Source organism: Blautia sp. CGZ-1-C1 (assembly GCF_056504575.1).
This window is the reverse complement of the sequence record NZ_JBWLUT010000098.1, coordinates 1-12,896: the sequence shown is the minus strand read 5'-3', so window position 1 is coordinate 12,896 and position 12,896 is coordinate 1. Positions and strand designations below refer to the sequence as shown.

At 41.0% G+C, this 12,896-nt stretch carries 12 protein-coding genes and 3 tRNA genes; 7 read left to right on the top strand and 8 right to left on the bottom strand.

The window, feature by feature from the left end; genetic code table 11:
* Positions 1-324, top strand: a 324-nt coding sequence (locus AC058W_RS08690) for a hypothetical protein (protein WP_479389977.1), incomplete at its 5' end; no start/stop codon positions are given.
* 294 nt (positions 325-618) lie between these two features.
* Here AC058W_RS08690 and AC058W_RS08685 read toward each other — a convergent pair.
* The 4 genes from AC058W_RS08685 to AC058W_RS08670 form a co-directional block, all read right to left on the bottom strand.
* Positions 619-2,364 (bottom strand): S8 family peptidase, encoded by a 1,746-nt coding sequence (locus AC058W_RS08685; protein ID WP_118247731.1) that lies wholly within the window; start codon positions 2,362-2,364, stop codon positions 619-621.
* Positions 2,365-2,407: 43 nt separating this feature from the next.
* The gene (locus AC058W_RS08680) at positions 2,408-3,181 is read right to left on the bottom strand and encodes a prolipoprotein diacylglyceryl transferase (protein ID WP_117843982.1); all 774 of its coding nucleotides are present in this window, start codon (positions 3,179-3,181) and stop codon (positions 2,408-2,410) included.
* Positions 3,182-3,326: 145 nt separating this feature from the next.
* Positions 3,327-4,115, bottom strand: a complete 789-nt coding sequence (locus tag AC058W_RS08675) for an arginase family protein (RefSeq protein WP_479389976.1) — start codon at positions 4,113-4,115, stop codon at positions 3,327-3,329.
* Positions 4,116-4,122: 7 nt separating this feature from the next.
* Positions 4,123-5,094: an HdeD family acid-resistance protein gene (locus tag AC058W_RS08670; protein WP_178761849.1), complete on the bottom strand. Its 972-nt coding sequence runs from the start codon at positions 5,092-5,094 to the stop codon at positions 4,123-4,125.
* A gap of 252 nt (positions 5,095-5,346) precedes the next feature.
* Here AC058W_RS08670 and AC058W_RS08665 point away from each other — a divergent pair, with 252 nt between their 5' ends.
* Genes AC058W_RS08665 through AC058W_RS08650 form a run of 4 tightly spaced genes read left to right on the top strand, consistent with a single transcriptional unit; the run spans position 5,347 to position 9,392 of the window.
* Positions 5,347-6,144 carry a GDSL-type esterase/lipase family protein gene (locus tag AC058W_RS08665; RefSeq protein WP_117677103.1) on the top strand — a complete coding sequence of 266 codons (798 nt, stop codon included), beginning with the start codon at positions 5,347-5,349 and terminating at the stop codon, positions 6,142-6,144.
* A complete protein-coding gene (locus AC058W_RS08660) occupies positions 6,141-6,617 on the top strand; it encodes a DUF4358 domain-containing protein (protein WP_117843980.1) in 477 nt (158 codons plus the stop codon). Before AC058W_RS08665 ends, AC058W_RS08660 begins: the two co-directional genes overlap by 4 nt.
* Before the next feature lie 24 nt (positions 6,618-6,641).
* Positions 6,642-8,030: an MBOAT family O-acyltransferase gene (locus tag AC058W_RS08655; RefSeq protein WP_118411538.1), complete on the top strand. Its 1,389-nt coding sequence runs from the start codon at positions 6,642-6,644 to the stop codon at positions 8,028-8,030.
* 12 nt (positions 8,031-8,042) lie between these two features.
* Positions 8,043-9,392, top strand: a complete 1,350-nt coding sequence (locus AC058W_RS08650) for a DHHW family protein (protein WP_243098516.1) — start codon at positions 8,043-8,045, stop codon at positions 9,390-9,392.
* 352 nt (positions 9,393-9,744) lie between these two features.
* On the opposite strand, the gene AC058W_RS08645 is transcribed toward AC058W_RS08650, so the two are convergent.
* Positions 9,745-10,464 (bottom strand): LytR/AlgR family response regulator transcription factor, encoded by a 720-nt coding sequence (locus AC058W_RS08645; RefSeq protein ID WP_117677106.1) that lies wholly within the window; start codon positions 10,462-10,464, stop codon positions 9,745-9,747.
* Positions 10,465-10,930: 466 nt separating this feature from the next.
* Here AC058W_RS08645 and AC058W_RS08640 point away from each other — a divergent pair, with 466 nt between their 5' ends.
* Both AC058W_RS08640 and AC058W_RS08635 read left to right on the top strand, forming a co-directional pair.
* Positions 10,931-11,161, top strand: coding sequence for a hypothetical protein (locus AC058W_RS08640; protein ID WP_117677107.1), 231 nt, complete (start codon positions 10,931-10,933; stop codon positions 11,159-11,161).
* A gap of 507 nt (positions 11,162-11,668) precedes the next feature.
* Entirely contained in the window at positions 11,669-12,241 is a 573-nt protein-coding gene (locus AC058W_RS08635) for a GNAT family N-acetyltransferase (RefSeq protein WP_118411537.1), read from the top strand.
* Between the two features lie 339 nt (positions 12,242-12,580).
* Here AC058W_RS08635 and AC058W_RS08630 read toward each other — a convergent pair.
* The 3 genes from AC058W_RS08630 to AC058W_RS08620 form a co-directional block, all read right to left on the bottom strand.
* Positions 12,581-12,651: transfer RNA gene (locus tag AC058W_RS08630), tRNA-Cys, on the bottom strand.
* 38 nt (positions 12,652-12,689) lie between these two features.
* Positions 12,690-12,761, bottom strand: a tRNA-Glu gene (locus tag AC058W_RS08625).
* A 45-nt stretch (positions 12,762-12,806) separates the two neighbouring features.
* Positions 12,807-12,879 (bottom strand) — tRNA-Asn (locus tag AC058W_RS08620).
* Between the last annotated feature and the right edge of the window lie 17 nt (positions 12,880-12,896).

Sequence of the window (12,896 nt, the reverse complement as noted above, 5' to 3'; positions counted from 1 at the left end):
GGGGATTCCGTCAGTTTCAAAAATACTGCCTCTCTTCATAATAGCCTCCCAAATTCTTTTTTATATCTTAACACTTTTAGGCCTAAAAAACAATTAGATTACCTAACTATTTTTGGCCAAAAACTATACAAGATTTGTCTCGAGAATTTGGTTATTATTTTTTATCTTGTAGAACAAAAAATTCTCTGCCAGTGTGCCGAGACTATAGCAATCCTCGTAAATAATGCATTTAAGACAGTTCAGCAGAGTGCGAAAGACAAGGAAGATATCTGCAGGCGTGCTGACGCACGGCAAAGATATCTGACGCAGGATTTCACACTCTGATGGGCTGGATTAAGATGCATTATTTTAGAGGATTGCTATAATGTGGCTGTATCACTATCTATCATAATCCATTTCTTTTAGACGTTAAAATGTTATCGCAAGAGAAACCGGTGTCTGCCTCCACCACAGTAATACAGTCAATCGGATATTCGCAATCCGCTTTCGCTACTTGCTCATAACCGAATAACTGCTCCGCAGTTTATCAGGAGGGGCTTGTACCCCTCCTGATACAAGCAAGTCCCACCCACTGCTTATTGCTTCTCGCAATTGAAGCAGGGGACTTACTTGATTCGGTTAATTAATAACCTCAAACGTATGATGCAAATCCAGTCTGCCATATCCCCACCCCGGATTAGGATACTCCATCTGTGTGTCTCGCTCAGCCCCTTTTTGCAGATAAAATTTCACACTGTTCCCTGAAGCATAAGGAATATTTTTCCTCACGATCGCCCACTCCAGCACTAGTGCTGCCGCCCCTGCGGTAATCGCAGCCGCCAGACTGCTCCCAGAAGCCTTTCCATAAGCCCCTCCCGGAAGCGGAATGATCAGTTCTACCCCCGGTGCAGCCAGATCCGGTGTCACCTGATTATTCGGCGTAAATCCTCTCCCTGCCTGAAAATACAGGCTATTATCCCGGTACTGATAAGCCGTTGCCGTAATGCTTCTGGTTGAGTCCCCCGGTGTAGTAACTGTATTATAGGGAGTAGATTCCAGAAAATACGTATCCTCTGAGATCAATCCCTGCACCGGAAGCCACATATGAAATCGACTTGCTGCCCCCTTTTTCTTACTGACATTCATTTTCCATATCCCCGCCGCCGGATGGAAGAACCGAAAATAAATCAGCTGCTTTCCCGTCTGTCGTTCCATTCCCACATAATTTACCAACACCTTCGTCTCCACAAAAACAAAACTCAATTCCTGCGTCCCCGCGCCAAGAGAACTGCTCACATACAGGTTTTCTCCTGCCGGTGACTGGATCGACACTGCATAATCGTCCGGAGGATTTCCCCAGAATTCCATAGTAAATCCCTGTTCCCCTTCTGAAATACGCAGTTCTGCCGTATCCTGATTTCGTACATCGTTTAGTTCTGCTGTATAATGATGCTGCGCAGCTCCTTCATTTCCTGCTGCCACAGAAACTGATACTTGCGAATCTTCATTGATATAATCCAGATATCTGCTCAGTTCACTGTCCCCGGTGTGTGCGCCCTGACTGCTGCCAAGCCCCAGACAGATGGAAACAGGCATTCCCATCTCCTTAGCCATCCTGACCGCAAAAGAAATCCCAATCATAATATCGTTCTCCTGATATACCTGTGCCTGAGGCGGATACTGATAAAACTCTCTCAGATAAGATTTTGCTTCTTTTAATTTCACCACTATGATCGTTGCTTTCGGTGCAGCCCCTGAGAAATTCTCTGCCGGAACAAAGTTTCCTGCCGCCAGCCCTGCGATTGCTGTGCCATGCCCGTTCTCATCCACTGACGGCACGATTTCCCTGGGATTTTCAGACATTATCGCCCTGCTGATTTCCTCCCCTGTAAAAACTTTTCCATAAGGAACTCTTTCATCTTCATTTCCCAGGATCGTCTGATCCCAGATATAGGCAATTCTGCTTATATCCCCACTTCGAAAAATCGGATTCTCATAATCAATTCCTGAATCGATTACTGCAATAACCGTTCCCTCTCCCTGCAATTCCAGATACGGATGATTATGCAGCCGCGTAATCCCGGATGCATTCAGCGCATCCACGTCCATCAATGCATAACATTTCGGCAGTGACACATATGTATAAGAATTAATTTCCAGAGGGCCGATTTCATTTAACGGAACATATAGAATTCCAAATGTCTCATTGACCGGGAGAAATTCCGAATCTGGTCTGTTCGCATAATCTCCCCCGATATTCTGTCCCTGTCTCACAATAAAATCCCCGTACTGTTCATCCTGTGCCGGTGGTATTGACAGTTCAGGCTGAATGCCGGGGATCTCTTCCTGTTGTATCTGCATTTCAAAATCATCAGGTCCTAACATTTTTATCCTCCTGAGATTTTTTTATACATGATATGTGTGATATTTATTTTTTATGATAATTTCTGCTGTCTTTTTTATTTACTGTAGCAACGAACAGCACTATAATTCCAGCTATAGCCGTAAAAATACTGATAAACTGTGACGTAGAAAAACTTCCAACACTTCCTCTCTCGATATCTCCTCTGAAGAATTCAATGATAAACCTTCCTATACTATAGAAGATCAGATAACATGCCGCCACCTGTCCATCCGCTTTCTTATGTTTCGCCACATAAAGAAGAAGCAGAAAATGCACAAAATCCAGAATACTGGAATAAATCTGTGTCGGAATCAGTGGAATATTATTGGGTGCAAAATCCGAGCTGGTAAAAGTAACCGCCAGCGGACCGGAAGTTTCTTTTCCATAGCAGCATCCGGCAAGAAAACATCCGATCCTTCCAAACCCCTGCGCCAGTGCAATTGATGGCATCATCAGGTCAAAATATGCCAGAAATTTCAACTTCTTAATCCTGCAATACAGCCATCCTGCAAAAATTCCTCCGATGATTCCTCCGTAAACCACAAATCCATCTGAGCCGATAATCTGTCGTGGATTCTGGATAAATTCCTGCCAGTTTGTGATCCAGAACAGAATTTTTGCAGAAGCAAATCCTCCAATCGCACACCACACTACCAAATAAAAAATATGTTCATATGCAAGTTTCAGCCTGCGTGCTCTCTGTTCCGCAACAAACCATGCTGCCAGAACACCTATTGCAATCATAAAGCCATAACCATAAACTGTCAGCGGGCCTATATGCAGTAACTCATTATGCATGCTTCAATTCCTTTCTCTCTTTATTCTCTCAATAATTCCGTGAATATAATTCTCCGTCAATATATCAATTAGCATAATCAGAAAACGATCCTATTCTTAAGACTCACTCGATTCGAGTCAATCGGATATTCGCAATCCGCTTTCGCTACTTGCTCGATTCGATTAAAAATAAGTGTTCAAAATCTCCAATAATCTTCTCATTCGCCAGATCGTTAGCTTCATTTTCATGTGCCGCCTCCACATCAGCTTCTCCGCAGATATCCACACCAACAATCTCTCCGCCGGTCTTTTTTGCACATTCCAGCACTGTCTTTACACCAGAAAGTAAGGTTGTCAGCTTCATATCTCCCTGACTCCAGGTTGTCTGTGCATCATCCGGGCAAAGTACATCCTTATCAATCGAAATGTACAATGGCAGTGTTTCACAAAGTACTTCTGTCAGAAACCTGCTTATTTCCGCATCATTCATTTCCTGCAGTTTCTCTCGTGAAAGAAATATTACTTTTTCTTTCAGTTCCTCTTCTACCTGTTCATAGGCAGCTTCATCCGGTCCTATAAGAATCACATGCTCCAGATTCTTTAGTTCCTCAAGTGACGCCGCAATCCATCCTCCACAGGATAAAATCCCGCCAAAAGCCGGAGGCTGCATATCCGTATGATTATCATAGACCAGCAATGCAAAAGGCTTCTTTATCTTTGTCAGCCACAGCTTTGTCATATAGTGATAATTGCCGGAATCGATAAAATGAATTCCGGCAAACGAATGGTTTTCTGTTCTTTTATTGATTTCTGCGATTGCCTCATCATCGCAATAGCAGTTCGTTCCGCAGATATCCTTAGCATCAATCCAGGACACCTGCCTCTCTTTCCAGAATCTCTCTTCCTCATAGATTCCGGAAAAGTTCATCAGTACAATAGATGTCTGCTCTTTCATGTCCTACTCAGTCCTTCCATTCTTCCAGTGGTTCATCATGGTTTTTCAACATTTCCCTGATTTCTCTATTTGGACTTTCCACATCTGCATCCGCACTATACACTTTTTTATCCAGAATTACCTTCGCATCTGCTTCATCTGCGGTTTCTTCTGTTTCCAATTCCAGATTCGTTTCCGGTTCCTGACACTTCGCGTTATTTTCTGTCTGGTCTGAACCTTCCGTCTGAGCTGAGTCTTCTGCCTGATATGAGTCTTCTATTGAGTTTTCTGTTGAGTCTTCTGTCTGATACACTGTATTTATGTCTGATTCTGATGAATTCTCACTATTTCCTGTATATTCAGGATAAGATTCTGTATTACTTTCCTCACTGTCTGTTTCAACCGGCTCTGGTTTCTCCTGTTTCTTATCTTCTTTCGGTTTCTCATTACGAAGCTTCTCAGTTTTTCTCATTCCCAGTCGAAGCATAACAAGAAATACGATATCTACCGCTCCATCTGCTGTCAGAATAATTCCTGAGAATAAAATCATCTTTGTCACTGACATAAAAGAATAAAACAGCATGGAAATTCCCAGCGCGATGAAAATCAGACATCCGATAAAAAGAATCTTCCAGCGTCCTCTCTCCGCCTTTTTCAGCCTGTAGCTGCCTTTTATTTTCCAGATACTGTCAACCAGCACAAATGCTCCCAGTAAATATGGAAGGATTCTGATAACGATCTGCGGTGTAAAGAAGAGAAAAATTCCAAGCACTGTAACGATTACTCCCGTAAACAGATCTAATATGGTTGCCTTCTCTTTCTCAGCCGCATAAATAGCAATATGATAAACACCAGCTGCGATCATTACCAGTCCAAATACAATCTTACAAATGATATTTACTGTCTGATCCGGAATCAGAATCAGACACAGACCAAAAGCCAGATAAAAAACTGATGAGACAATCTCACCTTTCAAAAAATTTGAAATCTTTTTTCCCACGCCTATTTCCTCCTTACTGTAAAATTGTTACCGTTTACCACTTCATTCACAGCAACACAAAATTTGTATATTGTTCAGTATACCCTCTTTCTGCCCCTTCGTCCACAGACAAGTGAACGACTTTGTGTGAAATTTGTGAATTTTTCCTTGAAGTTTTTTGGGGGCGTATTATAATGGATTCGAACTATGTCGTAAAATGGGGAATTTCTCCATAAGAGCCCTTAAATTTCAAGGCTCTGGGAAGGATTTATTTTGAAAAAACAACCAACAAAAAAAATTTTATTTCTAATCCCTGCCGGTATCATACTAGCCGGTGCTGTCGTCTTTTTATGCACCAGCAACCAGGGGGATGATTCTGTCTGCAAAGAAAATGTGGCGCGGCTTCAGACACTGGAGACCGCAGATATCTCTCAGACAGAACAACAGCTTCAGGACTTAAAACAGGCAACCGGCAGTTCTTCAGGTTCTGATACCACTGCAGATGGTTCTACTGGCACCGTATTAAGCGATGTGGAAATCCGTCAGGTATTTGCAGGCAGTGTCATCATCGGTGACTCTATCACTGAATCAATTGTTGAATATGGATATCTCGATACTGATGTCGTGGTAAGCAAACGTGGCTTAAACGTACAGGCTGCCGATGATCAGATCAATACCGCGATCAACCTGAACCCGACTCATGTATTCATGGCTTTCGGTTCTAATGACCTCGAAATATATGGTTCTGATTCGTCCGGATTTATCGATGCCTACAGAACACAGATAAAGAAAATTCAGGCTGCACTACCAGATGTTCCTGTTTATATCAACTGTATTCTGCCTATCACAGATGAGGCAATCGCAGCAAACCCGAGTCTTGGCTATTACTCCGATTATAATGATGGACTTGTAAATCTCTGCCAGGAACTGGGATGTACCTTTATCGACAACACTTCCATTGTGGAAAACAGTTCGGAGAATCTGTATGAGCCGGATGGTGAACACGTAATTCAAACCTATTATCCTAAATGGCTGACTCATATGGCACAGATTGCGGGGTTACAGGCATGAAAAATTATTTACATATTTTTATCAAGGGCGGACTTGTACTCTTCCTTATTGTATATCTGACTATTCTCTACACTTCCGATAGCGCAAAGAATATACCAATGGACCAGATTGCACAGACTATGGAGCAGGATTCAGCCATTGTCTCACTGAATCAGGAGACTCGTGCAGATCTCAAACACTATTATCAGACGGATGACCGCGATATTGACGGTTACTTTTTCTACAAGGCAGCTTCACCTATGGCTGTCGAGGAAATCTGTATTATGAAGGCAAACGATAACGATCAGGCCGCTGCTCTGCTCGAAAGTGCTAATTCTCATCTTTCCAGCCAGAAACAGGTATTTGAAGGCTATGGCACAGACCAGATGGCACTTTTAAACAATGCAGTTGTCGGCAAAAAGGGAAATTATGTCTACTATATGTGTGGCGCAGATGCACAGAACTGGCGCCTGACATTTCTTTCCCTGATATAACATCCAGATTGGAGAAATTTTCATATGGTATTTAACAGTATCTTTTTTATATTCTGCTTTCTTCCGGTTTTTATGCTGATCTATTATCTGGTCCCGGGAAAGCTTCGCAATCTGCTGCTTTTTTTAGGCAGCCTGATCTTTTATGCATGGGGTGAGCCTGTATATGTGATCCTTATGTTGTTTTCCAGTGTCTTTAACTATTATATGGGAGCAGAACTGGAACGTTTATATTATGATGACAGGAAGCAAAAGATTAATCTGATTTTTTCTATCATTGTAAACCTGGGAATCCTGGTATTTTTTAAATATTATGGATTTCTGCTTAACACCATCGGAGGAATCACCGGTATCCATATTCCTCACCCGGAACTCTCGCTGCCGATAGGACTTTCTTTTTACACATTCCGTAACCTGTCCTATCTCTTTGATATTTATTTAAGCAAAGTCAATGCACAGCGAAACTTCCTGACTTTTGCAGTATACAGTACTATGTTTCCTTATACTTCTGCAGGTCCTATCGTGCGATATGCAGATATTGAGGAGCAGTTAGATAAACGCACTATTAATATTTCCAAATTTGGTACCGGTGCCGAGCTTTTTGTAAAAGGCCTTGCCAAGAAAGTTATCCTGGCAGACAATCTCTCCGCTTTGTACGCAGGAATCTGCAGTCATTCCCAGATGTCTGTATTCACTGCCTGGATTGGTATCCTTGCTTATACCATGCAGCTTTATTTTGACTTCAGCGGTTATTCAGATATGGCTATCGGTCTTGGAAAAATGTTAGGATTTGATTTTAACAAAAACTTTGATTACCCGTATATTTCAACCAGTGTATCCGAATTCTGGCGCCGTTGGCATATTTCTCTTGGAAGTTGGTTCCGGGATTATATTTATATTCCACTCGGGGGTAACCGTGTCTCCACATTGAAACATATCCGCAACATCCTTGTGGTATGGGCGCTTACCGGTCTGTGGCATGGTGCAAGCTGGAACTTTGTACTGTGGGGCGTATATTATGGACTCTTTCTTTTACTTGAAAAGTTTGTCCTTCAGAAATTCCTGGACAGAATGCCTTCATGGCTTCGCACTGTATACACCATGCTCGTAGTCATGATCGGATGGGTATTCTTCAGCCAGACTGATTTTGGTGCACTTGGACATTACCTTGGAACTATGTTCGGAATCGGAGCCGCAGGTTTTATCGACCGCACTGCTCTTTATTATCTCAAGACAGGCTTTATCCTTCTTCTGATCAGTATTCTTGCATGCCGTCCGACTCCTTACCAGCATTTTAAACGTCTGGTCAGACGCAGACCTACTGCAGCGGTAGTTATAAATCTTGTTTTATTTGCATTGTCCGTTGCTTACATGGTTTATAACTCATACACACCATTTTTATATGCAAAATTTTAGAAGGAAAACAATATGAAAAAATCACTAAGAAATCATCGAATATTTTTCCATAGAATGGGGCTTTTGTTTCTGTTCATTCCTCTGGTCGTACTAATCATAAGTATCGTACTTCCTGACAGGGGCTTTTCCGAAAAAGAAAACCGCGTACTTTCCTCCCGGCCTCATTTAAACGGCAGTCAGATTGCTTCCGGTGGATTCGAGAAACAATTCGAAACTTATGAAAATGATCAGTTTCCGCTTCGCGATCTCTGGATTACTTTGAAAGCCGGAACTGAACGTTTAATGGGAAAAGCGGAAGCGAATGGTGTATATCTGGGAAAATCCGGATATCTTATGGAAGAGTTCAAAGCACCTGAACAGACACAGTATGATTCTACTGTAAAAGCAATGACGGACTTTGCCAAACGTCATTCTGATATGAAACAGTATGCACTTATCGCTCCAAACTCTGTAAACATTTTAAGCAATAAGCTTCCTGCTTTTGCTCCTGTGGAGGATCAGAATACCTGGCTGGACAGTCTGTCTGATTCTCTGACACAGGCCGGCATAACTTTCATCGATGTCCGAAATACTTTTAAAGACCACAAAATGGAAGATCTTTATTACCATACAGATCATCACTGGACCACTCAGGGTGCTTATTATGCCTATCTTCAGGCCGCTAAAGATATGGCAATCGATACTTCTTCTGACACCTACGATAAAGCACCGGTTACTCGTTCTTTCCAGGGAACATTATCTGCCAAAAGCGGTTTCCGCTCCGGTGAAAAAGATGAGATCGATGTATTTTTTCCGACAGGGGATAATGCACTTTCATCTGTCATCAATTATGTTGATGAACAGAAAAAAAGTGCCAGCTTCTATGATACATCGAAGCTTGACACCAGAGATAAATATGCTTTATTTTTTGGCGGTAATCACGCCCAGGTAAAAATCAGCACTCCTACGGAGACTGATAATACATTGCTGGTTCTCAAGGATTCCTATGCTAACAGCTTTGTCCCATTCCTTGCACAGCATTACCGCAAGATCGTAATGGTCGACCCTCGTTATTATTTCGGAAATCTGGAGCAGCTGATCCAGGTAGAAAATGTTCAGGAAATCTTGTATCTGTATAATGCAAATACATTCTTTGCAGATACCTCCCTGGAACTTGCATTATCTAACGATGCCACAGACCAGAACACAGACAATACTGCTTCAGCTTCTGATGAAGGCACCTCTGTCTCCGGTGAACAGACATCTGGACAAGACACGAATACTTCTGACAATCAGACGTCTGTGCAAGACACAGATAACTCTGATGACCAATCATCTTCGGATTCAAGTACAGATACTTCTGACGATCAATCTGAAGAATAACATAAATCAATTTTATATTCAATGTAACACAAAATCCCCACTGGAATCACAATGCCGAGGAAACCTTGGATTCCAGTGGGGATTTTTCACATTTACACACACTTTAAACACACACTTTTCACACATTTTGATAATAGGTCGGGTATATCAGCTGATCAGGCAGATAACGCTGTCTGTTGCATTCCCCGTTCCCAACTTATCTGTTTTTTACATCAGCTGTACCTTGATATGTATTATATCAGCTTTTATGCTAATTTGTGGTTTTGTGCAAATTCTTCAATTTATTTTGCAAAAGCGTCAATTAGCTTTCAGCCAACTCTCTCCGAGAGTGTTCTTCCAGACATACGCCAGACTACAGATCAGTAAAATGGTCTATAAAGTAGTTATAATATGCATCCAGCATCTCTTTTCGTCCCCGAACACGAATTGGAACAATGCTGCCATCCTTCATTATAAAATTATCCTGCACATCCGCAACGTAATCCATATTCACCAGATAACTCTGATGGCAGTGCAGAAAACGTTTTTCATTGATCCTTTTCTCAATTTCTACCAGTTTATCTACTGTCACGATTTCTGAACCATCCGAGAGATGTAATGTAACATTGTGCTTATCACTGTCAATATATACGATATCATCTGTGTACGGATAGCGATACTGTCTCCTATTCTTAATCGCAACTCGTCTCTTCATATCTGTTTTAAGGATCATATTCAGAAGCTTCATCAGTTTTTCCTCTGAAAATGGCTTCAATAAATATCCTGAAGCCTGTACTTCATAACTCTCTATTGCATAATCAGGAGAAGCTGTCAGAAAAATGATCGGAACTTTGCACTGTAGCTGTCGCAGCTTTCTGGCAGTTTCCATTCCATTAAGCTTCTTCATATAAATATCAAGAAATAAAAGTTCCATATCAAGATAGCCCTCTTCCACATCAGCTACCAACGTCTCTCCAGAACCATATTCTATAATAGAAACTTCTTCATTTATTTCCTCAAAATACTGACACAAAATTTCTTTTAAAAGAAGTCTTTCAATCTCAACATCATCACAAATGACAATTGTCCGCATGTAATCCCTCCTTCCTGTATCAATATAAAAAGATAAAAATAAATGTCAGACTTCTGTTACACCTTAGAAATTCTGACATTTATATGTAAACAGTATAATTCAATTTTATTATATATGCAGAATCCTACGTATTCAAGTACTTTTTTAATTTATTTTTAAATTATCATCACTATTATTATATTGCTGTTCACATGCTACTTGTTGTTTCTTATTTTTGTGCTATACTATATTCCACACATAGATTGATAGCATTTTAACCGAATCAAGTAAGTCCCCTGCTTCAATTACGAAAAGAATAAGCAGTGGGTGGGGACTTACTTGTATCAGGAGGAGTGCAAGCTCCTTCTGATAAACTGCGAAGCAGTTATTCGATTATGAGCAAGTAGCGAAGCGGATTGCGAATATCCGCTTGATCTGATGACCTTCGCATCATTATAAATATATTTCAACAGAAAGAGGTAATTATATGCGTCAGGAAAAATTTAAAATGGAACGTCAGGGATTGATAGAGATTGGTGATGAGATAGAAATTTCCGAATATCAGTCCTTTATGAATTACAGTTACATCATCGAACCAGCTGTAGCCATGTCCGGCTGCTATCCAAATGCTCAGCGCATCAAATCCCGCAAGGGAATCGTAAAAAATATTGAACATACACCAAGAGGTTTTATTGTCACTGCTGAATTTGACGAATGATATTTTTATATGTGATACCAAAAATCCCCCTGAAACTGTCGTATCCTTAATGAACAAATGGATACTGTTGTGCTACCAGAAATGCAATAAACCGTAACACTATAGTCTCAGGAGGACTCTTACTTATTCAGCCTCTTGTTGCTGTTTTTCAAATTCTTTTGCAACATCCTCAAATCCGGCTGCGAAACGGAGTGCATAACTTACGCTCTGTCATGGAAAGAAATTCCAAAATGTCTGATCTTTCCTTCCTCTTTTAACTGAAGTGCTGTCTCATAGGCATGACTTTTCTTTATTCTGTCCACTGTTTTTCCTCCTGACTTTTTTACTGATTCATTACTTATTATATTGACTCTTTTTTTCCCCCGTTATATACTGTCCGTAAATTCGAATCGAAAGATTCATTTTTCATCGATGTATACGTTTCCCGTTTTTATCATACAGCATAAACTTAACTTTAAGTCAAGCAAAAAAATTCTTTCAAAAAATAAAAAAAGAGGACTAGCTTTTATGGATATCAAAGACTCTGTTACTATCCGCACTGCCACACCAGCAGATGCACAGGCACTTTTAAATATTTATGCTCCTTATGTAGAGCATACCGCAATTACCTTTGAATATGACGTTCCTTCTGCAGAAGAATTTGCTTCCCGAATTGAATATACTTTGCAAAAATACCCTTATCTCGTAGCCGAGGAAAACAAAAGGCTGCTTGGTTACGCCTACGCCAGTCCTTTTCATGCCAGACCAGCATACGACTGGGCAGTAGAAACCTCCATTTATGTTAATCAGAATGTCAAACATCGAGGCATCGGCCGCAAGCTGCATGATGCACTTGAAAATGCTTTACGTGAACAGGGAATTTTAAATATGTATGCCTGTATCGCTTATCCTCCTAAGGAAGATGAATATCTGGATAAAAACAGCGTCGAGTTTCATCATCACATGGGCTACCGTCTTGTTGGAGAATTTTATAAGTGTGGCTACAAGTTCCACCGTTGGTATAATATGGTCTGGATGGAAAAGTTGATTGGAGAACATCTTCCCAATCAAAAAACACCAAATTGGCCAAACGCTTTATAATCAAAAATCAGACATTGGACTCGTATTCTTTCCATGCCTGATTTCTAATTTATTTTCTTCTTTTTTTAACCGAATCAAGTAAGTCCCCTGCTTCAATTGCGAAGAGCAATAAGCAGTGGGTGGGGACTTACTTGTATCAGGAGGGGTACAAGCCCCTCCTGATAAACTGCGAAGCAGTTATTCGGTTATGAGCAAGTAGCGAAAGCGGATTGCGAATATCCGATTGACTATGTATCTCAGGAATCGCTACATTTTCATAAGTGATCGGCTCATTGCTCCGCTCATCTTTTCTATTACATAAAAAAACTCAGATAATTTTTGTTATCTGAGACTTAATAGAGGTGCCACCCGGATTTGAACCGGGGATAGAGGTGTTGCAGACCTTTGCCTTACCACTTGGCTATGGCACCATATATATTTTTTATTATATGTAAGAATTCTTACATAATGACTCCAAGGGGATTTGAACCCCTGTTACCGCCGTGAAAGGGCGGTGTCTTAACCGCTTGACCATGGAGCCTGGTAGAAAATTCAAATTTGGTATCGGACTTCATGTTTCCGAAAACTCCCCCTGTTGGACTCGAACCAACGACACTGCGGTTAACAGCCGCATGCTCTACCGACTGAGCTAAGGAGGAATAAAGGTTTGCACCTT

Bases quoted from the DNA above. Each gene is read 5' to 3' on its own strand.
- AC058W_RS08685 (WP_118247731.1), bottom strand. From the start codon at position 2,364: ATGTTAGGACCTGATGATTTTGAAATGCAGATACAACAGGAAGAGATC.
- AC058W_RS08680 (WP_117843982.1), bottom strand. From the start codon at position 3,181: ATGCATAATGAGTTACTGCATATAGGCCCGCTGACAGTTTATGGTTAT.
- AC058W_RS08650 (WP_243098516.1), top strand. From the start codon at position 8,043: ATGAAAAAATCACTAAGAAATCATCGAATATTTTTCCATAGAATGGGG.
- AC058W_RS08655 (WP_118411538.1), top strand. From the start codon at position 6,642: ATGGTATTTAACAGTATCTTTTTTATATTCTGCTTTCTTCCGGTTTTT.
- AC058W_RS08660 (WP_117843980.1), top strand. From the start codon at position 6,141: ATGAAAAATTATTTACATATTTTTATCAAGGGCGGACTTGTACTCTTC.
- AC058W_RS08635 (WP_118411537.1), top strand. From the start codon at position 11,669: ATGGATATCAAAGACTCTGTTACTATCCGCACTGCCACACCAGCAGAT.
- AC058W_RS08640 (WP_117677107.1), top strand. From the start codon at position 10,931: ATGCGTCAGGAAAAATTTAAAATGGAACGTCAGGGATTGATAGAGATT.
- AC058W_RS08645 (WP_117677106.1), bottom strand. From the start codon at position 10,464: ATGCGGACAATTGTCATTTGTGATGATGTTGAGATTGAAAGACTTCTT.
- AC058W_RS08675 (WP_479389976.1), bottom strand. From the start codon at position 4,115: ATGAAAGAGCAGACATCTATTGTACTGATGAACTTTTCCGGAATCTAT.